24 protein-coding genes, 1 pseudogene and 1 other annotated feature are annotated in these 20,085 nt (G+C 57.5%); of the genes and pseudogenes, 18 read left to right on the top strand and 7 right to left on the bottom strand.

What is annotated here, in order from left to right; genetic code table 11:
- Positions 1-6: 6 nt before the first annotated feature.
- The 5 genes and pseudogenes from rplA to KQI17_RS02130 form a co-directional block, all read left to right on the top strand.
- The gene (gene rplA / locus KQI17_RS02150) at positions 7-696 is read left to right on the top strand and encodes a 50S ribosomal protein L1 (protein ID WP_216494602.1); all 690 of its coding nucleotides are present in this window, start codon (positions 7-9) and stop codon (positions 694-696) included.
- 48 nt (positions 697-744) lie between these two features.
- Positions 745-878, top strand: a sequence feature (ribosomal protein L10 leader region).
- A gap of 59 nt (positions 879-937) precedes the next feature.
- Positions 938-1,465 (top strand): 50S ribosomal protein L10, encoded by a 528-nt coding sequence (gene rplJ / locus KQI17_RS02145; RefSeq protein ID WP_216494601.1) that lies wholly within the window; start codon positions 938-940, stop codon positions 1,463-1,465.
- Positions 1,466-1,519: 54 nt separating this feature from the next.
- Entirely contained in the window at positions 1,520-1,891 is a 372-nt protein-coding gene (gene rplL / locus KQI17_RS02140) for a 50S ribosomal protein L7/L12 (protein ID WP_022019317.1), read from the top strand.
- A gap of 145 nt (positions 1,892-2,036) precedes the next feature.
- Positions 2,037-2,924: a DMT family transporter gene (locus tag KQI17_RS02135; protein ID WP_216494600.1), complete on the top strand. Its 888-nt coding sequence runs from the start codon at positions 2,037-2,039 to the stop codon at positions 2,922-2,924.
- A gap of 106 nt (positions 2,925-3,030) precedes the next feature.
- Positions 3,031-3,150, top strand: a pseudogene (locus KQI17_RS02130) (helix-turn-helix transcriptional regulator); the annotation flags it as partial.
- A gap of 119 nt (positions 3,151-3,269) precedes the next feature.
- Here KQI17_RS02130 and KQI17_RS02125 read toward each other — a convergent pair.
- On the bottom strand, positions 3,270-4,118 hold the full coding sequence (locus KQI17_RS02125; RefSeq protein ID WP_216494598.1) for a helix-turn-helix domain-containing protein: 849 nt from the start codon (positions 4,116-4,118) through the stop codon (positions 3,270-3,272).
- 602 nt (positions 4,119-4,720) lie between these two features.
- Between KQI17_RS02125 and KQI17_RS02120 the strand changes: the two genes are divergently transcribed.
- From KQI17_RS02120 to KQI17_RS02060, 13 genes are all read left to right on the top strand, one after another.
- A complete protein-coding gene (locus KQI17_RS02120; RefSeq protein ID WP_216494597.1) occupies positions 4,721-4,942 on the top strand; it encodes an LLM class flavin-dependent oxidoreductase in 222 nt (73 codons plus the stop codon).
- 70 nt (positions 4,943-5,012) lie between these two features.
- On the top strand, positions 5,013-5,894 hold the full coding sequence (locus tag KQI17_RS02115) for a hypothetical protein (protein WP_216494596.1): 882 nt from the start codon (positions 5,013-5,015) through the stop codon (positions 5,892-5,894).
- A 69-nt stretch (positions 5,895-5,963) separates the two neighbouring features.
- Positions 5,964-6,293, top strand: a complete 330-nt coding sequence (locus KQI17_RS02110) for a hypothetical protein (protein ID WP_216494595.1) — start codon at positions 5,964-5,966, stop codon at positions 6,291-6,293.
- Entirely contained in the window at positions 6,290-6,898 is a 609-nt protein-coding gene (locus KQI17_RS02105) for a winged helix-turn-helix transcriptional regulator (RefSeq protein ID WP_216494594.1), read from the top strand. Before KQI17_RS02110 ends, KQI17_RS02105 begins: the two co-directional genes overlap by 4 nt.
- Complete coding sequence (locus KQI17_RS02100) at positions 6,895-8,079, top strand: MBL fold metallo-hydrolase (RefSeq protein WP_216494593.1); 1,185 nt, start codon at positions 6,895-6,897, stop codon at positions 8,077-8,079. The genes KQI17_RS02105 and KQI17_RS02100 overlap by 4 nt, the downstream gene beginning before the upstream one ends.
- Positions 8,076-9,077, top strand: coding sequence for a PolC-type DNA polymerase III (locus KQI17_RS02095; protein ID WP_216494592.1), 1,002 nt, complete (start codon positions 8,076-8,078; stop codon positions 9,075-9,077). Before KQI17_RS02100 ends, KQI17_RS02095 begins: the two co-directional genes overlap by 4 nt.
- 311 nt (positions 9,078-9,388) lie before the next feature.
- Positions 9,389-9,688, top strand: a complete 300-nt coding sequence (locus KQI17_RS02090) for a DUF3847 domain-containing protein (protein WP_216494591.1) — start codon at positions 9,389-9,391, stop codon at positions 9,686-9,688.
- Positions 9,689-9,690: 2 nt separating this feature from the next.
- Positions 9,691-11,166 carry a MobQ family relaxase gene (gene mobQ / locus KQI17_RS02085; RefSeq protein ID WP_216494778.1) on the top strand — a complete coding sequence of 492 codons (1,476 nt, stop codon included), beginning with the start codon at positions 9,691-9,693 and terminating at the stop codon, positions 11,164-11,166.
- Positions 11,167-11,180: 14 nt separating this feature from the next.
- Positions 11,181-11,567 carry a hypothetical protein gene (locus tag KQI17_RS13505; RefSeq protein ID WP_253285640.1) on the top strand — a complete coding sequence of 129 codons (387 nt, stop codon included), beginning with the start codon at positions 11,181-11,183 and terminating at the stop codon, positions 11,565-11,567.
- 99 nt (positions 11,568-11,666) lie between these two features.
- Entirely contained in the window at positions 11,667-13,283 is a 1,617-nt protein-coding gene (locus tag KQI17_RS02075; RefSeq protein WP_216494590.1) for a recombinase family protein, read from the top strand.
- Between the two features lie 9 nt (positions 13,284-13,292).
- Positions 13,293-13,736 carry a helix-turn-helix domain-containing protein gene (locus KQI17_RS02070; protein WP_216494589.1) on the top strand — a complete coding sequence of 148 codons (444 nt, stop codon included), beginning with the start codon at positions 13,293-13,295 and terminating at the stop codon, positions 13,734-13,736.
- The gene (locus KQI17_RS02065; protein ID WP_216494588.1) at positions 13,723-14,046 is read left to right on the top strand and encodes an MGMT family protein; all 324 of its coding nucleotides are present in this window, start codon (positions 13,723-13,725) and stop codon (positions 14,044-14,046) included. The genes KQI17_RS02070 and KQI17_RS02065 overlap by 14 nt, the downstream gene beginning before the upstream one ends.
- 128 nt (positions 14,047-14,174) lie before the next feature.
- Positions 14,175-15,062, top strand: coding sequence for a helix-turn-helix transcriptional regulator (locus tag KQI17_RS02060; RefSeq protein WP_216494587.1), 888 nt, complete (start codon positions 14,175-14,177; stop codon positions 15,060-15,062).
- Positions 15,063-15,104: 42 nt separating this feature from the next.
- On the opposite strand, the gene KQI17_RS02055 is transcribed toward KQI17_RS02060, so the two are convergent.
- The 6 genes from KQI17_RS02055 to tsaE form a co-directional block, all read right to left on the bottom strand.
- A complete protein-coding gene (locus KQI17_RS02055) occupies positions 15,105-15,791 on the bottom strand; it encodes a DUF554 domain-containing protein (RefSeq protein WP_371821938.1) in 687 nt (228 codons plus the stop codon).
- The gene (locus KQI17_RS02050) at positions 15,788-16,516 is read right to left on the bottom strand and encodes a ThiF family adenylyltransferase (RefSeq protein WP_216494586.1); all 729 of its coding nucleotides are present in this window, start codon (positions 16,514-16,516) and stop codon (positions 15,788-15,790) included. Before KQI17_RS02050 ends, KQI17_RS02055 begins: the two co-directional genes overlap by 4 nt.
- Before the next feature lie 65 nt (positions 16,517-16,581).
- A complete protein-coding gene (locus KQI17_RS02045) occupies positions 16,582-18,030 on the bottom strand; it encodes a peptidylprolyl isomerase (RefSeq protein ID WP_216494585.1) in 1,449 nt (482 codons plus the stop codon).
- A 251-nt stretch (positions 18,031-18,281) separates the two neighbouring features.
- A complete protein-coding gene (gene upp / locus KQI17_RS02040) occupies positions 18,282-18,926 on the bottom strand; it encodes a uracil phosphoribosyltransferase (protein WP_022019325.1) in 645 nt (214 codons plus the stop codon).
- Positions 18,927-18,952: 26 nt separating this feature from the next.
- Positions 18,953-19,657 carry a tRNA (adenosine(37)-N6)-threonylcarbamoyltransferase complex dimerization subunit type 1 TsaB gene (tsaB, locus tag KQI17_RS02035; protein ID WP_216494584.1) on the bottom strand — a complete coding sequence of 235 codons (705 nt, stop codon included), beginning with the start codon at positions 19,655-19,657 and terminating at the stop codon, positions 18,953-18,955.
- Positions 19,654-20,082 (bottom strand): tRNA (adenosine(37)-N6)-threonylcarbamoyltransferase complex ATPase subunit type 1 TsaE, encoded by a 429-nt coding sequence (tsaE, locus tag KQI17_RS02030; protein WP_216494583.1) that lies wholly within the window; start codon positions 20,080-20,082, stop codon positions 19,654-19,656. Before tsaE ends, tsaB begins: the two co-directional genes overlap by 4 nt.
- Between the last annotated feature and the right edge of the window lie 3 nt (positions 20,083-20,085).

The following is a 20,085-nucleotide window of genomic DNA, read 5'->3' as shown; positions in this document are numbered from 1 at the left end:
ACGGAAATGTTCAGAGGTAAAAAGTATCAGGATGCTGCCAAGCAGATCGAAAAGAATACACAGTATGACGCCGCAGAGGGCTTCGGCCTGATCTGCAAGACCGCTTCCGCGAAGTTCGACGAGACCGTCGAGCTGCACGTCAAGCTGGGCGTCGACTCCCGTCACGCCGACCAGCAGGTCCGCGGCGCGATCGTCCTGCCCAACGGTACCGGTAAGACCGCGCGCGTTCTCGTCTTTGCCAAGGGCGACAAGGCGGACGCTGCCCGCGAGGCCGGCGCCGATTACGTCGGCGAGATGGACATGGTCGAGAAGATCCAGAAGGAAAACTGGTTCGATTTCGACGTCGTCGTCGCTTCCCCCGACATGATGGGTGTTGTCGGCCGTCTCGGTAAGGTCCTCGGCCCCAAGGGCCTGATGCCCTCTCCCAAGGCCGGCACCGTCACGCCCGATGTTGCCAAGGCTGTCAAGGAAGTCAAGGCCGGTAAGGTCGAGTACCGTCTCGACAAGACCAACATCATCCACTGCCCCATCGGCAAGGTCTCCTTCGGTCCCGAGAAGCTCACTGAGAACTTCAACGCTCTCATGGGCGCCATCGTCAAGGCCAAGCCCGCCGCCGCCAAGGGCCAGTATATCAAGTCCTGCGTCGCCGCCTCCACCATGGGCCCCGGCGTGAAGATGAACACCGCGAAGCTCTAAGAGCGCGCAAATGTGATATTTAGGGCTTGACATTTGTGCAGGCTCTGAATATAATAATGGAGCGTTCCAAAGACAGCAGGGGAGGGTCACACCTCGTAAGTCCTGCCGAGGATGGCAAATCGTTATGATTGCTTACACCGTCCTTGTGTCTTTCGGCATGAGGACGGTTTCCTTTTTAGAACGCCTCTTTTCCCCGGGCATAGGGAGCTATGCCGCAAATCTAACGGAGGTGAAAACAAGAATGCCTAACGCAAAAGTCCTGTCTGAAAAGCAGGCGATCGTGGCCTCTCTGACCGAGAAGCTGCAGGGCGCGGCCGCCGGTATCATCGTCGACTACAAGGGCATCACCGTCGCGGAGGACACTGCTCTTCGCGCCGAGTGCCGCAAAAACGAAGTCGATTATGCCGTCGTCAAGAATACGCTCCTTCGCTTTGCTTTCAACAACGTCGGTCTCAATGAGCTCGATGAGCAGCTCAACGGCACCACGGCTCTCGCCGTCGCGAGCGACCCCGTCGCTCCCGCCCGCGTGATCGCCGATTATGCCAAGAAGCTCAACGGCAAGTTTGAGATCAAGGGCGGCTTCATGGATGGCAAGGTCGTCGATATGGCCACCATCAATGCGCTCGCCGCGATCCCCGCACTGCCTGTCCTGCAGGCCCAGGTGCTCGGCACGATGCTCGCGCCCATCACCAGCCTTGCCTGCGTCCTCAAGCAGATCGCTGAGAAGGACGGCGCTCCCGCTGAGGCGGCCGAAGCCGCTGCCGAGTAAATCCGGCATCCAAACAACAAAACAAACAACAATCTAAATCAGGAGGATATTACAATGTCTGAAAAGATCACTGCTATGATCGAAGAGATCAAGGGCCTTACCGTTCTGGAGCTCTCTGAGCTCGTCCACGCGCTCGAGGAAGAGTTCGGCGTTTCCGCCGCCGCCATGGCCGCTCCCGCTGCCGGCGCTGCCGCTCCCGCTGCCGAGGAGAAGACCGAGTTCGACGTCATCCTCGCCGGCTTCGACGCCGCTGCGAAGATCAAGGTCATCAAGGTCGTCCGCGAGCTCACCGGTCTGGGTCTTGCCGAGGCCAAGGGCTTTGTCGAGTCCGCTCCCAAGGCCGTCAAGGAAGGCATCTCCAAGGACGATGCCGAGGCCCTCAAGAAGCAGCTCGAGGAAGCCGGCGCGAAGGTCGAGATCAAGTAATTTCACCCAACCGTTTGAAAAAAGCAGCAGCTCGCAGGAGCTGCTGCTTTTTTAGCACGGGCTTGCGTTTCGGCTGATCTTGTGTTAAAATCGCTTTGTTCGCCCGCGCCGCGGGCGTCTTTTTGACCAAATCGGAGGAATGTGTATGGACCGTCAAAGAAAAGCCGACATGATGCTGGTGCTGGCGACCGGCTTTTGGGGCATTTCCAACTGCCTGATCGCTATTTGCCTGCGCGATATGCAGCCGGTGACGCTCAACGCCTTCCGCTTTCTCTCGGCCTTCGCCGTGCTCGGCGCGGTGTTTCACAAGCGGGTGCTCCGCGCGAGCCGCGAAACATGGAGGTACAGCGTTCTCGTCGGGCTGTCGCTCGTGGCGATCTACCTCGGCGCGACCTACGGCGTTTTGTATACCAGCGTATCCAACGCAGGCTTCATCGGCGCGATGACCGTTCTCTTTACCCCGTTCTTTGAGTTCGTCGTTTACCGAAAGCGACCGGACCGCAAGCTCGGCTTTGCCTTGGCGGTGTGCATGGCAGGCATGGCGCTCCTGACGCTCAACGAGGCGCTGCGTCCCGCGCCGGGCGACATTATCTGCCTGCTCGTGCCGACCTTCTACGCCGTGGACCTGATGGTGACGGAGAAGGCGGTCGCGAAGCCGGAGGTCGACCCCATCGCCCTCGGCGTGCTGCAGACGGCGGTGGCGGGCGTGGTGATGCTCGGGTTGTCCCTCCTTCTTGAGACGCCGAGCCTGCCCGGATCGCCCAAGGTCTGGGCGGCGGCGCTGTTCCTCGGCGTGTTCTGCTCGGGCATCTGCTTTGTCATCCAGAGCGTCGAGCAGCAGTTCACCACGGCGAGCCACGCGAGCCTGATCTTCACGCTCGAGCCGGTATTCTCCGCCGTGTTCGCCTATTTCCTGCTCAGCGAGCGCTTGACGGTGCGCGGCTATTTCGGCGCGGCGCTGATGCTCGTGAGCCTGCTCATCATGGAGCTGGATGTGCCGGCTCTGCTGAAAAAGGATGAAAAAGCGCCGTAAAACGGCCCTTGCCACGTTTGGTTGCGGAAATTCCAGCGTGGGATGGTGGCACTTCGGACGAAAATTTGCTACGCTCGGGCCATCAAAACCGATGGAGGAACACGATATGACATTAGGAGAAAAGCTGCAGACGCTGCGCCGCTCCCGCGGCCTGTCGCAGGAGCAGCTGGCCGAAATACTTGAGGTGTCGCGCCAGGCGGTCAGCAAGTGGGAAAACGGGCTTTCCCTCAATTAAAGATACTTCTACAACAACCAAACCCACGCTTACAAACACTTTGCTGAAAATCATATCTGAATGACAGGAGACCATACTCGCCCGCATGGGCTGGGTATGGTCTCTTTTTGCTATCTGCGTCTCTTTTTGCCTTTTCCGTGAGGTAACTGCGGTCTTGGCTTTCCTCGCTGGTTGATGGGGCTTTTCAGGTACTTGGACAGCTTGAGTACCTCAATCAGCGAGACGAACTGCTCTTTGGTGAGCTTGTCATAATCAATACCGAACGTAGCAAGGAACGACCGAATTTGCTTTTCCTCGGAGCTGCCTTCAAAGTTCATCGCATCCTGCAACTGACCCTGTACGGTTGCTACCAATGAGCTTTCGTCCGCAGTCATGGTGTCGGGACGATGCTCGTTCCGAATGTCGCGGAGAATGCCTTTCAGATCATCCGCAATCAGACTTCCGAAATATTCATCTTCTCGGATTTGCGCCACTTCCAGCGTCCGCAGATGCAGGTCGTTTTCATCGCCGCCGTTCTTCATCAATGCCATCTGACGAACGGCTTCCAGCACGGCGTTCATATCGTTGACCCGCATATCCGCGATCCGGTCAACGTAAATCTCGGCGTCCAACATGAACCGCTGGAAATCCTCGTGGCAGATCAGCTCCGACAGCAGCCGGTGGTTGAACTTGCCCGTTCTCAATACTTCGATTGCATCATCACCCAAATGCAGAGCGTCCAGCTCTGTGTTTGGGTGATTTTTTTGTTCTGTCAGCCCCAGCAGGTAATCGGTGGACACGCCGTAGAACTTTGCCAGCTCCACCATGCTGAACGGGCTGATGTCCTTGAAATCGTCGGCTTCGTATTTTCCCAGCGCGGATTTTGAAATACCTGTTTCCGCAGATAGCTGTTCCAGCGTCAAACCGCGCTCCACGCGCAGGTCTTTGAGCCGTTCCTGAATGGTGAGTTTTGGCTGCATAGCGGCGTCCTCCCTTCAAATTTCTGCCCTTTTCCGGTCTTGTCCATAAGCGTGGAAATCCGCGATTTTCGGCGCGTTTTCCGACCTCTTGGATATACGGGAGCGGGCTATATTTTTCGCTAAAATGGTCTTGCAATCGCACCTGAACCTTGAAAATTGCATGACCGTCCGAACGGGATATGTCCCCCAGCGAAGTAACCGCCATGACCGCGAAAGTGCGAGCGTACCAACGGGGACGAAACGCCGGGAGCGATCCTCCGGGCAGGAACGACGTTCGGAAAGAGCGGCAAAATCGAATGTAAAAATCAAAGCAAGTGAAAACGGCGAAATAGTTTTCTGCTCCATGCGGTTATCTGCACGGAACAGAGTGCTATCCGACAGCGAACAAGGTTTGTTGTTCAGTTTGATATTTCACCGTTTCACGCAAAGACACATCAAACGGCAAAAGCAGAAGATGCCGCCTGTGACCAACGCATCATCGGCGGTGTTTCCAGCGAAAAGCCGTACATCAAAAACAAGCGCCCTATGGCGAACGAGTGTCACGATTTGACAAATTCATTTTACCATAGAGCGCACCAAAAAAACAGGAGGAAAGTTTGAATATGAGAAAATCTGAAACCTATCGCAATGAGATCAAGTCGTACATCGTCCGCACTGGCATGACCATGACCGAGGTGGTGGACTACCTCTCCGACGAGTACGGCTGGAGCCGCAGCGTTCCCAACCTCTCCGGCAAACTCAAGCGCGGCTCGCTTCGCTACGGCGAGGCGGTGGAGTTGGCGGACGCGCTGGGATATGACATTGTGTGGGAAAAGCGAAAATAAGACTTTTTCGCGTTGCGTATTTAGCAGCATAATCGTATAATAAGAGAAAAAGTTGCTGGAGGTAAATTGCATGAAAAAGAGACAAATTTCCGAGAAAATGTTAAACGCTTTCTTGTCCGGAGAGCTGTCTTCCTTGCTGGAGGCCGTCAAAAAAGATGATACTTTAGACTTGGAACTTCGTGGAGACTCCGTGAACATCTATTACCGTGGAGGGAGCATTTTCAAAATTGAGGAAATCAACAACTCGTTCTCGATATCTTTTGATACAAACTACTGTACAGAAGACTCCACAAGCCTTAGCAGAAATCCATCTCCCGCAGAAGCAGTCTCAAATCTTCCCTTTTATAAGCAGGCCATGGACTGGTGGTTTCACAAACATCCAAAATATGAACGAGAGTTCCAACAGGTAATCGCGCGGGAAAACAATAACCACGGCAAAATTTCCAACGGCACAGACTATTACATTGCCGACATTGAATTTGCTGACGGCAGTGCCAGATTTGACATGGTAGCACTGAAATGGCTGTCCAATGGCGCCGTACGAAAAGACACCAGCCGAATCTCTCTCGCACTGATTGAAGTCAAATATGGGGACGGTGCATTGAAAGGGACTGCCGGAATTGAGAAGCATCTGGATGATTTTCAGGCATTTCTCGGTGACTCAGAAAAAGTTAATGACTTCTGTCGGGACATGTCTCTGGTATTTTCCCAGAAGTGCCGGCTGGGACTGGTAGATGGTCTTAATGAAAGACAGTATGATGTTAAAATCAGTTCCTTGGACCCGGAAGTGATTTTTCTCTTCGCAAACCACGATCCAGAGAGCAAAATTCTTCCTGCTGTTCTAAAAGAAGTTGAGCCGGATAAGTATCCCTTCCCCATTCTGGTTGCAAATGCCTCCTATATGGGCTATGGTCTTTATGCCGAACAGATGAAGCAGATAAAAGGCAAATAATTTTTTGCACCACCACCCTGTTGTCGCGGCGGTTTGCTATACTGTCCACAAAAACAGGAGGACGATTTTATGGCAGAAGAAACACGACAGGAAAACGCTGTGCGCTCTGGCGATGATGTGACCTGCCCAAACTGCGGCAGCCATAATGTGCGCTGTATTCCCTATCCAAAGGTGGAATTTGGTATCTGGTTTGTACTGTGGCTAATCATTGCATTCGGCGGCTATATGATCTCGGTATTCATCACAATCGTCGGCATCATTTTTTGGAGCATTGCTTTGGTAATTCGCCTGAAACAGAATAAACTGGCAAGGCAATATGTCCGGATGCAGTGCATCACCTGCGGAACAGAATTTGATGTGGCAAGAAGTGAACTGATGAAAGGGGGTAGCGATAAATGAGCAAGGATTATCGTGTGAACACTTTTGGTCTAACAGGCGAAGAAAACACGCTTGTGGAAGAAAGTCTCCCAACCAGAGCGTATGAGCTCTATATCGCCGACACCCCGACGGACGTGATCGCCATCGGCTGTGATGCGATGATCGTGAATGCCATCGCATTAGACCAAGATTCTGCGGATATGATTTTTGACCTGTATTCGCAAATTGATGGCTGCACCAATGAAACGGTGATCTGGCTTGGCGAGCCGAAGCCGCCGAAGGAGTTGCGGAAGTTCTTCAAATGCTACGATTCCTTTGACGCCATCAAGGACAAGCTCAAGTATCTGCTGCTCACTGCACACAGCAAGAGCAAAAAAGCGCACGAGTACAGCGAAAAGCTGGTCAACGGACTGAAAATCCTTGCGCTCATCCGCAAGCACCCCGGCATTTCTACGCAGAAGCTATCGGAGCTGACCGAGCTGCCGCTGCGCAGCGTGCAGCGTTATATCGCCGCTCTGCAAGCAACGGGGGAATGGATCGAATATGACCGGGCGCTCCGGGGCTGGAAGCTGTTTCACGGTATTTCGATGCTTTATGGCGAGGTCTGGAAGGAGGAATGGGAGTGAACCTCTGCATTCATCGGGGAACGCACCAGATCGGCGGCATTGCTGCTGAGATCTCCACGGCAAGTACGCGCATCCTGATTGACATGGGCGACGAGCTATCTCTTGATCCCAATTTCGTTTCCACACCGCTGAATATTCCGGGCGTGACGGATGGAAACGGGCGCTGTGACGCCGTGCTGTTTACCCACTATCACGGCGACCACACCGGGCAAATGCTGCGTATCCGACCGGAGATTCCCATTTATGCCGGGGCGCTGGCAAAGGATATTATGCGCCTGTCCGCAGAGCATGGCGGGCAAAAGAACGAGGCGCTTTGCAAGCGTATTGAAACTATTCAATCCTTTTCTCCCGGCAAGCCGTTTTTCATCGGTGATATTCAGATCACGCCGTTCTGCATTGACCATTCTGCGTGTGACAGCTATATGTTTCTGATCGAAGCGGACGGCAAGCGGCTGCTGTATACCGGAGATTTCCGGCTGCACGGTGTGCGCGGCAATGTCATGGAAAAGATTCTGGATAGGCGGGTCGGAACGGTCGATGTGGTTGTCACAGAGGGAACAACCGTTTCTCGCTCTGAACATGAGGTCGTGACAGAGTGGGATCTTCAAAAACGTGTGAAAGCGTATTTGAGGCAGTACAAGTATGTCTTTGTGCTGTGTGCAACGACGAACCTTGATCGGATTTTTGCGCTGGCGCGTGCAGTGCCGCGCGGAAAATACTGCATCTGCGACGAGTACCAGAAAATATTGGTCAAAGCGGTCTCTGACCGTTGGAGCAGTCTATCGACGTTCTATCAAATGCCGAAGCTGACCACCTATGGTGACAATATTCTTCCGCGGTTTCAAGAGCGGGGCGGGCTGATGTTTGTCCGCGCCAATCGGCAATTTGAACGCATTATCCGGCAGATCGACCCAGCACAGAGCATCCTGCTCTATTCCATGTGGGACGGCTACCGAACAAAACCGGGCAGCACCATCCCGGAATTTCTGTCGCTGACCGGAACGTGGGCAGAGCTTCACACCAGTGGTCACGCTTCGCCGGATGATCTGCGCCATGTGATTGAAAAGTCAGACCCGGAAATCGTTGTCCCCATGCACACCGACGCGCCGCAGAAAATGCAGGCACTCTGCCAGAATCGAAAGGTGATTTTACTGCAAGACGGGGAGGAACTGCTGTTATGACGAATGATATTTTTTGCGTCGGTTTGACGCGGACAGAACTGCAAACGCTGGGTGTTCTCCTGCCGATTACATTCCAGATCATTCCGGTTTCACCGGAAGCACTGGATCATACTGCCGTCGAGCGTGTGATCGATCAGGCGCGCTGTATCATTCTGAATCCGAAGCGGCTTTCCGTAGATTTGCTGGATGATTTTCTGCGCGGGCAGGACTACCAGCGGTGGAACGATGCGCCTGTGCCGATCATTTTGTTTTCGGATACCATGACCAGGGAACAACGCCGCGAGGTCTTCATGCCGGAGTATCCGATCCTTGCGGTTGATCTGCACGAGCGCTTTGATCGAAATCGAAACCTGGCGGTAAAGCTGCTGCGGGAATCGGCATTTCCCTGCTGGCAGAACCGGGAAGCTATGCGCAGCAATATGCTGAACGATGCGTGGTATCTAATTGACATTGAAACGACAGGGCTGGAGAGATGGAAAGACCGCATCATTGCCATTCGCGTTGCCCGCATGGCAAATTACGAAATTAACTGGGAACGACCGACGATCTATATTCGACAAGCCGAACCGCTGCCAGAGGGTGTCGCCGAAATCACCGGCATCACAGACGAGATGTTGGCGAGCGGTGTTTCAATGGAAGAAGCATTGGAAGAACTGGACACGCTTCCTTGTGTGGATACGCCGTTTCTGTTTACCAACGAGGATTTTGCGACCGGTTTTCTGAATGCCGAGTACCTTCGCTGCGGGAAAACTTTTGACCGCCCGTATGTCGCAATCGACAAACTGGCAAGCATCCCGTTTGGCTATCTGATGCAGAGAAAGGCGTGGAACATTCCTGCGCTCATTGGCTTTGAAACTTCGGGAAAGCAGCCGTTCGATGACCAGCTTCAAAAATTATATACCTTGAGCCGATGCACCTTTGAGGCGCTGCAAACTCGTTACGATGTCCGCTGCCCCGGAGAATTTGAGAAATTGTACGCGGCGGAACTGGGTGAGTGACGAAAGAATCCCTTTGGAACAAAGGGCGCACTTCTATACTCTCCTGACGGGAGTATGTGCGCTCTGCGAGGCAGACAGCCCGGACAGCAGACTGTCCGGGCTGTTTTGCGTCACTTCGTTCCGTACAAGGAGCTGCGCACCTTGCGACGCTTGCGCGTCTATCCCAGCGCACTTTGCAGCGGAAACCGTCTGCTGGCGCAGACCATTCCCGCCGCAAAGTCTGAAAATTTCATATTATCACACAGACCGTCTACTGAAAACGTAGGCGGTCTTTTTCTATCCATTTTTATATCAGCCAGGAGGTCAAAATCATGCACGAAAAAGAAATTGAAAAGCTGCAAGCTGAGAAAGAAAAAGTTGAACGCCAGCTTGCGCAGGAGCAGCACAAAATCCAGCGCCTTGAGAACCGCGCCGCCTACTATGAAAAGGGAGATCGGCGCAAGCGGGCGCACCGGCTCATTACCCGTGGCGCAGCCATTGAGAGCATTGCACCGCAGACAAAGGATTTGAGCAAAACCGCGTTTTACGCTTTTGCCGAACAGGTCTTTGCGCTGCCAGACACACAAAGGCTGCTCACGGAAGCCATCGGCAACCATGCGGGAGGTGAATAAGTATCGCGCTTTTTCATTTTCATGTGACGCAGATCAAGCGCAGCGCAGGTCAATCCGCCGTGGCTGCTGCCGCCTACCGCGCCGGGGAAAAGCTGCACAGCGAATACTACGGTGAGGACAGCGACTACACCCGCAAGGGCGGTGTGATCTGTTCTGAAATCCTGCTGCCGTCCCACGCGCCGCCAGAATACGCAGACCGTGAAACGCTCTGGAACGCCGTGGAGAGAGCCGAGCGCGGGAAGAAAGCCCAGCTTGCCTACAGCTTTGACATTGCCTTGCAGAACGAGTTTTCCATGCAGGAGAACATTGACCTTGCAAGGCAATTTTTATTGGACAATTTTGTGAGCCGCGGCATGGTGGCGGACTTCGCCGTGCATCAGCCGGACAAGGAGGACGGCGGCATTTCCAACCCGCATGTTCACGTCATGTGTCCCATCCGTCCCATGGAGCAAGACGGCAGGTGGGGTAATAAACAGCGGCGGGAATATGTGCTGGACGAGCATGGGGAGCGCGTTCTGGACGAGGTGGGCAACTATGTGTTCAACGCCGTTCCCACGACAGACTGGGGCAAACCCGAAACGCTGGAAGCGTGGCGGCAGGCATGGGCTGAGATGTGCAACGCCAAGTTTGCCGAAAAAGGCTTAGACTGCCGCATTGACCACCGCAGCTTTGCCCGTCAGGGAATAGAACAGATCCCCACGCAGCACGAAGGTCCTACCGTCAGGGCGATGGAGGCAAAGGGTATCCGCACCGACAAGGGCGATCTCAACCGCTGGATACGCTCCGCCAACGCCAAGCTGAACAATATCCGTCAGACGATCTCAAAGCTGCTGGCATGGCTGAAAGAGGTAAAGGCAGAACTCTCCAAGCCGCAGGAGCCGCGTATTGTCGATCTGCTGGGACGGTATTTTGCGGGACGCAACGCCGGGGCGTGGAGTCAGAAAGCCAAGCTGGGCAATCTGAAAAGTTACAGCGCAGCCGTCAACTATCTGCACACCAACCACATCAGCACCCTGTCCGATCTGGAATCCCGGCTGGATGGGTACGACAAAACCGCCAGCCGCCTGAAATCCTCCCTTGCGGAGAAAGAACAGCGCATCAAGAAGCTGGACCGGCTGGTGCAGCTTGCGGACTTCTACCGGGAGGGCAAGCCCGTCTATGACAAGCTGAATGAAATCAAGTGGAAGAAGAAACGGGAGGAATACGCCGCCCGGCACGAGCGGACGCTTGACCTTTTTTACATGGCACGCAGGGAGTTAAAGCCCTTCCTTGTGGACGGGAAGAAGGTGCCGCTCAAGATCTGGCAGGAGGAAAAAGCGGCGCTGGAACAGGCATATACCGCCGAAAGGCAGCAGCTTTCCGCCATCCAGCAGGACCTTAAAAGTATCCGCCAGATCCACTACGCCATTGAGAGCATCCGCCATGAGCAGGAGCGTACTGAACAGGTGAAAAACCACAAACGCGAAATTGAGATTTGAGAAAGGAAATGCCTATGAAAAATACCGCTATTGACTATGCCAAGATCAACGACGCTGTTATGCGCAATGTGCCGCTTGACACCCTCATTGCCCTTTGCCGGGACATTGACCTTGAAAGCTGCTTTGATCCGGTTTTCGAGCCGCCCAAGAGCTTTCTGGATGTGTGCAAACGCTATTGGGAGAACTACTATGCTGAGATCATGAAATCGAAGCCAGCCGTTCCCATGTTCTACGCGCAGGGTGAGGACGGAACGCTGTACTTCTACCACGGCAAGAGCCGTATCCGGGTATCGGAGCATTTCAAGACGCAGGGCAGGACCTACGGAGAGATCGCCGCAGAGACCATCCGCTATGTGGCGCAGGCGGGGAAATCCGGGAAGATCATCGCCCCGGCAAGCTGAAAACGGATATTTGCATTGAATCCAGCCCGCGCTTATGATACACTATGCTCAGCAAAGTATTGTAAGCGTGGGTTGTTTCGACTGATAGGAGGAAGTCTTATGAAACAACCATACAATACCGCACTTTATATGCGTCTGAGCCGTGACGATGAAAGCTATGGCGACAGCGTGTCCATTGAGACCCAGCGCACGATCCTGCGTCGATTTGCAGAGGAAAACAACCTTCATGTAGTAGGCGAATACATCGACGACGGATGGTCTGGTACGAATTTTGACCGTCCCAATTTCCAGCGCATGATGCAGGATGTCGAGGCAGGAAAGGTGAACTGCATCGCCAGCAAGGACCTATCTCGCTTTGGCAGAGAGCATATCATGATGGACTATTATCTGGAGTTCGTGTTTCCGGAAAAAGGCATTCGCTACATCGCCGTTTCGGACAACGAGGACACGGAAAAAGGTCTCAGCGATTTCGTTCCTTTCAAAAACCTGTTCAACGAGTGGTTTGCCAAGGACACCAGCCGCAAGGTCAAGAACTCGCTCCACGCCAAGTTTTTAGCCGGAGAGCGCACCTTTGCCTATGCACCGCTGGGATACAAGCGAGACCCGGATGTGAAGAACCGGCTGGTGATCGACGAGGAAACGAGATGGATCGTGGAGAAAATCTTTGACCTTGCTTTTCACGGGGCTGGGGCTGCTAAAATCACAGGGATTCTTCTGGATGAGCAGGTCCCGACTCCGGGCTGGCTGAACTACACCCGCTATGGCACATTCGCCAACATCTATGCAGACGCGCCGGAAAAGAAGCGTTACGCATGGACGGTTGCACAGGTCAAGAGCATCGTCAAGAATGAGACCTACATTGGCAACAGCGTCCATGGCATTCAGACCAACATTTCCTACAAGAACAAGAAGAAAATCAGGAAGCCGCCGGAGGAATGGCTGCGGATTGAAAATACCCACGAAGCCATTATCTCCAAGGAAGTCTTTGAGCAGGTTCAGGAGCAGATTGCAAGCCGTCGCAGGAAAATGAAAACGGCAACCACGCAAATCTTTTCCGGTCTTGTGAAATGCGCTGACTGCGGCTGGTCGATGAGCTACGGCACGAATAACAGCAACAGCAAGCCGTTTCACTACTTTGTCTGCACCAACTACCGCCAGCACGGACCGAGGCATTGCGACTGCACCTCTCATTACATCCGCTATGATACGCTCTACGTCTATGTTCTGAGCCGCCTGCAATACTGGTCTGCACAGTCCGATATGGGCGAAGAACACCTGAAAAGGCAGTTACTCCATGCCAACGACCGCGAACAGCAGCGCATGGTAAAAATGCGGGATGCAGAGCTGAAACGGGCGCAGAAACGGCAGAAAGAGCTGGATAGGCTGTTTTCCAAGCTCTACGAGGACTGGGCGGCAGAACGCATCACAGAGTACAACTTCAAGGTTCTGTCTGAAAAGTACCAGACAGAACAGACGGAGTTGCTGGAAAAGATTGAGCATCTGCAAGCCGAACTTGCCACGGAGCAGCAGACTGTCGTGAACATCGACCAGTGGATCGGTCTCATTCAGCAGTACGCCCATCCGGAGGAATTGACCGCCGAAATGCTCAACGCCCTGATTGAGAAGATCGTGGTACATGAGAAGACCGTTGGCGAGGATGGCGAGAAGGAACAGACTGTCGATATTTACTACCGCTTTGTGGGCAAAATCGACTGAGAACCCAAAATGTATCTTTTTCTCAGGGAAAGGGGCGACTCCGCGCCGGACCTCGACAGGCTCCGCGCGATCTGTACTTACTTCGGCGTGACGACCGACTATCTCATCTGGGATGAGCCGGAGGACGCGCCGCGGGGCGCGGAGGAAGCGCGCTCCCGGGAGACACAGAGAAAGCCGCTGCGGGAGACGGTGCGGGAGCACAGCGAATGGGCGGGCTACGCGGTCGCCATCCTCGGCGCGGCGATGCTTTTGCGCGCGCTGCCGGGCATGATCCTGCAGATGCTCCTGCTTGGCAGCAATATTGCGCCGGGCGCGGCAACGAATGGGTCGGCGCTGGTGGGGCTTTTGTCGATGTATCTGCCGTACCTCGCGGTCTACGCGCTCGCCATTGCCGGAGGGCTGCTACTGGCCCGTTGGCTGAAAAAGAGAAAGGAAGCACATGACGACCTTTGAGAGAGTTTACGCCGCGGTGCGGCTCATTCCGCGCGGCAGCGTTGCGACCTACGGACAGGTCGCCCGCGCCATCGGCAACCCGCGGCTCGCGCGCGTGGTGGGCTACGCGCTGCACGTCAACCCCGAGCCGGGGGTGATCCCCTGCCACCGTGTCGTCAGGCGCGACGGCGCGGTGTCGCCCGCCTTCGCCTTCGGCGGCGCGAACCGACAGGTGGAGCTGCTTAAAAACGAGGGCGTGGGATTTACGGACGAGAGCCATGTGGATATGGCGCGCTTCTGCGTGCGGGCGCTGCCGTACATCGCGGAATAGAAAAACACCCTGCTTTTACGGATAAAATGAGGTCTGCAACCGTCAGTTGCTAAATTTTAAAGCCCGCTTGGTGGACTTTTCCGCAGCTTTTCGCTATGCTGGAGCCATCAAAGCAAAGGAGAACGCCTATGACCCTCGGACAAAACATTGCGCGGCTGCGCGCGCAGAAGAACCTATCGCAGGGCGACCTCGCCGACGCGCTGGAGGTCAGCCGCCAGTCGGTGAGCAAGTGGGAGACGGACGCCAGCATTCCGGAGTTGGATAAGCTCCTGCGTCTCGCGGAGTTGTTCGGCGTGACGCTCGACGAGCTGGTGAAAGGAGAGAGCGCACAGCCGGAGGCTGCGCGCGGCGAAGCGCCGGACAAGGAGAGCGCGGGAGCGTACGCCGCCGCCGCGCCCGCGGCGCGGCGGGAGACACGGCAGATCGTCGGCACGATCCTGCTGTGCTTCGGCGCGCTGATCGGGATACTCATCATGCTCTTCGCCGGAACGCTCGCCGGCTTTATACTGGCGCTGCCGCTGTTTGTCTGCGGCACCATCTGCCTGACGGTCAGGCGGCGCACGGGGCTTTGGTGCGCGTGGGCGCTGTATCTGATGGTAGAGTTGTATCTGCGCTTTGCCGCAGGTGTTGTCGCTGGAAATATCTTCCAGACATTTTCGCGCCTGATCCGTCTGAATCCAATGCGCCTTGCGATGAGCTGGTCGGTCGCACTGGCACTGCTCGCGCTGGTCGCCTGTACGCTGCGCTCCTACCGCACGCTGACGCTCCGCTGGGAGAGAAGGAGCATTGCGCTGCTCACCATCGGCTGGCTTGCGCAGCTCGGCATCCGTCAGGCGCTTGCGCTCTGGGTGCGGTGCATCGTGAATGCAGGACACGGCGACCTAACGGGCTACACTTGGAAGCTCGCGCTGAGCGGTACGCTCGATTCGCTCAATAACCTTGCCCTCGTCGTGCTCCTCGTCCTCACCGCCGCGCTCTGGCGCGGCTGGCGGCAGAGCCGAAGCAAAACAAAATAAGAAAACCCCGCCTGTCGACAGGCGGGGCTCCTTTACAGCTATTCACATAAAGGTGCAAAGCAGGATCGGGAAGAACACGGCGGGGACATAGTTCATCACCTTGATCTTCGTCATGCCGAGCATATTGAAGCTCAGACCGATGATGAGCAGCGAGCCGACGCACTTCATCTCCGCGATGACGACCTCGCTGAGAAACGGCGCGATGAACGACGCGCAGAGCGTGATGAGACCCTGATAGAGAAACACCGCGATGCCCGAGAGCGCGACGCCCGCGCCCATGGTCGAGCCGTAGACGATGGAGGTGATGCCGTCGAGCGTGGACTTGGCGTAGAGCGTCGCGTGGTCGCCGGTGAGGCCGGAGTCCAGCGCGCCCATGATGGCCATGGCGCCCACGCAGAAGAGGAGCGAGGCGTTCACGAAGCCCTCGGAGATAGAGGTCTTGGACTGCTTTTTCGCAAAGCGGCGCTCCACCCAGTCGCCGAGCGCGTGGATGCGCCCGTCGAGGTCGAGCAGCTCGCCGAGGATGACGCCGAGCACCATGGAGAGGATGGCGACGAGCGTATCGCTGCCCGCGAGCACGCCGTCGAGACCGATGTAGAACACGCACAGGGCGATGCCCTTTTCAATGGCGGAGTTGAAGCGCTCGGGGATGAAGCGCCCGAGCGTCACACCGACGAAGCAGCCGGCGAAGATGGCGAGCATATTGACAAGGCTTCCGAGCAGCATCATTTGACCTCCTCCTTTGCGCGGCGCGCGAGGTCGAGCACGGCTTCGCCGCCCATCATCAGTCCGCCGCAGCCGGGGACCCAGGTGAGGCTTGCCGGAACGCTGCGCCGTCCGGGCGGGGGCGTTTCCTTCTGCTCCGTCGCGGCGGGCAGCTCGGGGGAGAAGAGCACGCGCGTGTGCAGGATGCCGCGCGCCTTGAGCTCCTTTCGCATCACGCGCGCGAGCGGGCAGCCGTAGGTCTTGGAGATGTCCGTGATCTGAAGCTGCGAGGGGTCGAGCTTGTTGCCCGTGCCGAGCGCGGAGAGAATGGGGATGCCGCGTACAAGCGCGGTCTCGATCAGGTCGAGCTTGCAGGAGACAAGGTCGATGCAGTCGAGGATATAGTCGTATTTCGCGTCAAAGAAGCGCTCGCGGCTCGCGGCCTCGTAGCGTCCCACGATGGGGTGGAGGACGACCGCGGGGTTGATGTCGCGGCAGCGCGCGGCGATGGCCTCCGCCTTGCTCTGCCCGAGCGTGGAGTGCAGCGCCTCGAGCTGGCGGTTGAGGTTCGTCAGCGCCACGGTGTCGTCGTCGATGAGCGTCAGCTCGCCCACGCCCGAGCGCACCAGCGCCTCGACCGCGTAGCTGCCCACGCCGCCGAGACCGAACACGGCGACATGGCTGCGGCGCAGAGCGTCCATGCCGTCCGCGCCGAGCACCATTTCGGTGCGTAAGAATTGATTTTCCATAGGTATTCCTCTTGAAAAAGCAGGGACCGGCAGCCTTGCCGGTCCCTGCCGCGTTGCGGATGTGCTCAGCCGACGTACTCGATGGCGTCGAGCTGCTCGGCGGTCACGCCGTCGGTGATGGCGTCATACCAGTCGTTCACGGCGCTGCTTTTGAGCGTGTTGGTGGCCTTGTACTCCCAGTAGGGAAGCTCATTCGTTTCCACGAAGTACATCACATGGAAGCCGTATTCGCTCTCGACGATGCCCGTGTCGCCGCTCTGACGGCTGGGATCGAAGCTCCAATCCTCAAAGGGCTGAACATACGCGCCCTTGCGCATATTGCTCACAAGGCCGCCGTTGGAGGCGGTGCCGCTGTCGGTGGACTTGGTGGAGGCGAGGGCGGCGAAATCGCTCTCGGTGGCGTCGCCGGCCTTGAAGTTGGCAAGGATCTCCTCTGCGGTCGCCTCGTCCTCAACAAGGATGTGGCGGACGGTGACGGGGTGATAGTCGTCGCGGCTGCGGGAGTGGAAGAGAACGGCGACATAGCCGCTCGACTGCTCGGCGACCGTGGTATCGCCCTCCGTGCGGTCGGCGGCAAACGCCCAGGTGAGCATATCGCTCGTCACGCTGCGGTCGGCGTGCGCGAGGTGCGTATAGGTGCCGTCGCCGGCGCTTTCCTCAAAGCTCCTGCCCTCCGCGTAGGCGGCGAGGACGGCCTCGGCCTTCGCCTTGGCTTCCTCCATCGCGGCGGACTTCTCCGCGTCGGTGGCGTCGCTCGAAAGGCCGGTCGTGAAGGAGACGTACTCGATGTCCACGCTGCAATAGGCGTCGGGGTCCTCGTCATAGGCGGCCTGCAGGTCGGCGGCGGAGTAGGTCAGGCTGTCGGAATAGCTCTGCTGGTAGGCGCTCGCGAGTGCGTTGCGGCGGACGCAGCGGACAAAGGCCTCCTCGGTCATGTACTTGCCGAACATCGCGGTGAGATACTGCGCGCGGGTCGCGCCGCTGTAGGAGGCATAGAGGTCGACCATGGACAGATTGCTCTGCTCGGCGGAGTCCATCTGCTCGGCACCGTCAAAGCCGGCAGCCTCGGCAGCGTGGGCGACGGCAACGCTCTCCTTCATGTAGTCCAGCGCGGACTCCAGAAAGTAGTCGTGCCAGGTCTTGCCCTCGGTGTACTGCTGCTCGCGGGCGCTCTTGCTGCTGTCGAAGCCGAAGGAGCTGCCGTTGTTGGCGAAGGTGTTGTAAATGCTGCCATAGTAATAAGCCACATCGTTGACGCTGAAGTCCTCGCCGTCGATGGTCACGGCGCTCTCCGCACCGATGCGGGCAGTCTCCTTGGCCTCGTTGCTCGCCTGGATGCGGCCGGAGGCGAAGAGCACCACGCCGAGCAGCACAAAGGCGACGATGACGGCGGTGTAGATGCGGGTGGAGCGGCGCTCCTTTGCCTTCTCCTCGGCCTCGCGGGCCTTGCGGGGATCGACGTAGCCGGATTCGTTCAGCTCCTGACGAGCCTTCTTTTCTCTCGATGCACTCATGGTCAATGGTTTCCTTTCAAATTGCTGTTTGTGATAAAAGTCTACCGCGCAGAGCGCCGGAACGGCGCTGCGAGGTGGGGTGCTTACTTCGTGCCGAAAATGCGGTCGCCCGCGATTTCGCGCCGATGCGCGGCGCGAAACCCCTGCGGGGATCAAAACCGCAGGCCGATGACTCGCCCTGCGGCAAGGTTTTGCTGCGCAAAACGCTTGAACGCGCCTTCCGGCGCGGACGGCGCCGCGGGTGGGAGAACTTACTTCGTGCCGAAGATGCGGTCGCCCGCGTCGCCGAGACCCGGGACGATGTAGCCGTGCTCGTTGAGGTGGTCGTCGAGCGCGCCGGCGTAGATCTCTACATCGGGGTAGAGCTTCTGGATGTGCTCGATGCCCTCGGGAGCGGCGACGAGCACCATGAGCTTGATGTGCTTGCAGCCGCGCTTCTTCATCTCGCCGATGGCCTCGGCGGCGCTGCCGCCGGTGGCGAGCATGGGATCGACGATCAGCACGTCGCGCTCGGCCACGTCCTTGGGCATCTTGCAGAAGTAGGGATGGGGCTCGAGGGTCTCTTCATCGCGGTACATACCGATGTGGCCCACGCGCGCGGAGGGGACCATGCGCAGCACGCCGTCGACCAGACCGAGACCGGCACGGAGGATGGGGACGACCACGAACTTGCGGCCGGCAAGGGTGGGGGCGTCCATCTCGCAGATGGGCGTTTCAATGTGCTTGGTGGTGAGCGGAAGATCGCGGGTCGCCTCGTAGGTGATGAGCATACCGATCTCGCTGACCAGCTCGCGGAAATCCTTGACGCTGGTGTTCTTGTCGCGCATGATCGTCAGCTTGTGGGCTACGAGGGGATGGTCCATGATGTGTACCTTGCTGCCAAATTTCGATTCCATTGCTTCGTCCTCCGTAAACTATATATTTATTCTTGGGTTGCTTCCTGCTGTAATCTTGCGTTGCGCTCGCGCTCGGCCTGCGAAATGCGCAGGTAGACCGGCGCAAGCTCCTGCGCGCTCACCGGCGTGCCGTGCTCCGCGGCGAGGCCGACGCCTACGGCGTTCTGATAGAGCAGCTGCGCGGGAGCCAGCTCGCTCTCCACGCCGAGCTGTGCGAGCCCGTCGCGGCAGAGCCGTCCGCCGTCGCCGAGCACGAGAAGGCGGCGCGTTTCGCCGCGCAGCTCCTCCGCCAGCTCCGCGACCGCGATGGCGCGGTCGGGCGTGAGGCGGGTGAGGACGCCGTTTTTCGCTTCAAAGAGCGCGTTGTAGACCTGGTTGCGCCGCGCGTCCATCGCGCAGACGAGCAGACCGTCCATGTGGGCGAGATTCTGCGCCATCGCCTCGAGCGTGGAAACGCCGAAGCACGGCTTGTCCGCCGCCCAGGCGAGGCCCTTGACCGCGGCGATGCCGATGCGCAGGCCCGTGAACGAGCCGGGACCGGCGGCCACGGCAACCGCGTCCATGTCGCCGAGCGTCAGCTCGGCGTTTTTGAGCATGGCGTCCACCATCGGCATCAGCGTGCGCGAGTGGGTGAGGCCGGTGCACTGATAGGCATAGGCCAGCGGCACGCCGTTTTCGACCACTGCGGTCGAAACGGACTTCGCCGAGGTCTCGAGCGCGAGAATTTTCATAAGCCGTCCACCCCCGTGATGGTGATGACGCGCCAGCCGTCGTGCTGCGCGCCGCGCCGGAAGTCGATGCGCACGGTGGAGCCGTCGAAGGCGTCCTCCGCCCGCTCGCTCCACTCGACGGCGCACACGCCGCCGCGCGCGAGGTAATCCTCCCAGCCGATGTCAAACAGCTCGTCCGACGAGCCGAGGCGGTAGAGGTCAAAGTGGAACAGGGGGATATCCCCCTCGTATTCATTGACGATGGTGAAGGTGGGACTGGTGACGCGGCCACGGCAGCCGAGACCGCGGGCAAGCCCGCGGGTGAAGGCGGTCTTTCCCATGCCGAGCTCGCCGGTGTAGGCGATGACGGTCCCGCGCGGCAGTCTGCGGGCGACCTGCTCGCCGAGCTGCTCGGTCTCCTGCTCACTGTGTGAAAGATGCTCCACGGC

It is taken from the genome of Oscillibacter sp. MSJ-31 (assembly GCF_018918025.1).
Classification (GTDB): Bacteria; Bacillota; Clostridia; order Oscillospirales; family Oscillospiraceae; genus Hominicoprocola.
The sequence above is the reverse complement of the archived record's forward strand: the minus strand, read 5'-3'. Positions and strand labels throughout refer to the sequence as shown.

Bases quoted from the DNA above. Each gene is read 5' to 3' on its own strand.
- rplA (WP_216494602.1), top strand. From the start codon at position 7: ATGTTCAGAGGTAAAAAGTATCAGGATGCTGCCAAGCAGATCGAAAAG.
- rplJ (WP_216494601.1), top strand. From the start codon at position 938: ATGCCTAACGCAAAAGTCCTGTCTGAAAAGCAGGCGATCGTGGCCTCT.
- rplL (WP_022019317.1), top strand. From the start codon at position 1,520: ATGTCTGAAAAGATCACTGCTATGATCGAAGAGATCAAGGGCCTTACC.
- KQI17_RS02135 (WP_216494600.1), top strand. From the start codon at position 2,037: ATGGACCGTCAAAGAAAAGCCGACATGATGCTGGTGCTGGCGACCGGC.
- KQI17_RS02125 (WP_216494598.1), bottom strand. From the start codon at position 4,118: ATGCAGCCAAAACTCACCATTCAGGAACGGCTCAAAGACCTGCGCGTG.
- KQI17_RS02120 (WP_216494597.1), top strand. From the start codon at position 4,721: ATGAGAAAATCTGAAACCTATCGCAATGAGATCAAGTCGTACATCGTC.
- KQI17_RS02115 (WP_216494596.1), top strand. From the start codon at position 5,013: ATGAAAAAGAGACAAATTTCCGAGAAAATGTTAAACGCTTTCTTGTCC.
- KQI17_RS02110 (WP_216494595.1), top strand. From the start codon at position 5,964: ATGGCAGAAGAAACACGACAGGAAAACGCTGTGCGCTCTGGCGATGAT.
- KQI17_RS02105 (WP_216494594.1), top strand. From the start codon at position 6,290: ATGAGCAAGGATTATCGTGTGAACACTTTTGGTCTAACAGGCGAAGAA.
- KQI17_RS02095 (WP_216494592.1), top strand. From the start codon at position 8,076: ATGACGAATGATATTTTTTGCGTCGGTTTGACGCGGACAGAACTGCAA.
- KQI17_RS02090 (WP_216494591.1), top strand. From the start codon at position 9,389: ATGCACGAAAAAGAAATTGAAAAGCTGCAAGCTGAGAAAGAAAAAGTT.
- KQI17_RS13505 (WP_253285640.1), top strand. From the start codon at position 11,181: ATGAAAAATACCGCTATTGACTATGCCAAGATCAACGACGCTGTTATG.
- KQI17_RS02075 (WP_216494590.1), top strand. From the start codon at position 11,667: ATGAAACAACCATACAATACCGCACTTTATATGCGTCTGAGCCGTGAC.
- KQI17_RS02070 (WP_216494589.1), top strand. From the start codon at position 13,293: ATGTATCTTTTTCTCAGGGAAAGGGGCGACTCCGCGCCGGACCTCGAC.
- KQI17_RS02065 (WP_216494588.1), top strand. From the start codon at position 13,723: ATGACGACCTTTGAGAGAGTTTACGCCGCGGTGCGGCTCATTCCGCGC.
- KQI17_RS02060 (WP_216494587.1), top strand. From the start codon at position 14,175: ATGACCCTCGGACAAAACATTGCGCGGCTGCGCGCGCAGAAGAACCTA.
- KQI17_RS02055 (WP_371821938.1), bottom strand. From the start codon at position 15,791: ATGATGCTGCTCGGAAGCCTTGTCAATATGCTCGCCATCTTCGCCGGC.
- KQI17_RS02050 (WP_216494586.1), bottom strand. From the start codon at position 16,516: ATGGAAAATCAATTCTTACGCACCGAAATGGTGCTCGGCGCGGACGGC.
- KQI17_RS02045 (WP_216494585.1), bottom strand. From the start codon at position 18,030: ATGAGTGCATCGAGAGAAAAGAAGGCTCGTCAGGAGCTGAACGAATCC.
- upp (WP_022019325.1), bottom strand. From the start codon at position 18,926: ATGGAATCGAAATTTGGCAGCAAGGTACACATCATGGACCATCCCCTC.
- tsaB (WP_216494584.1), bottom strand. From the start codon at position 19,657: ATGAAAATTCTCGCGCTCGAGACCTCGGCGAAGTCCGTTTCGACCGCA.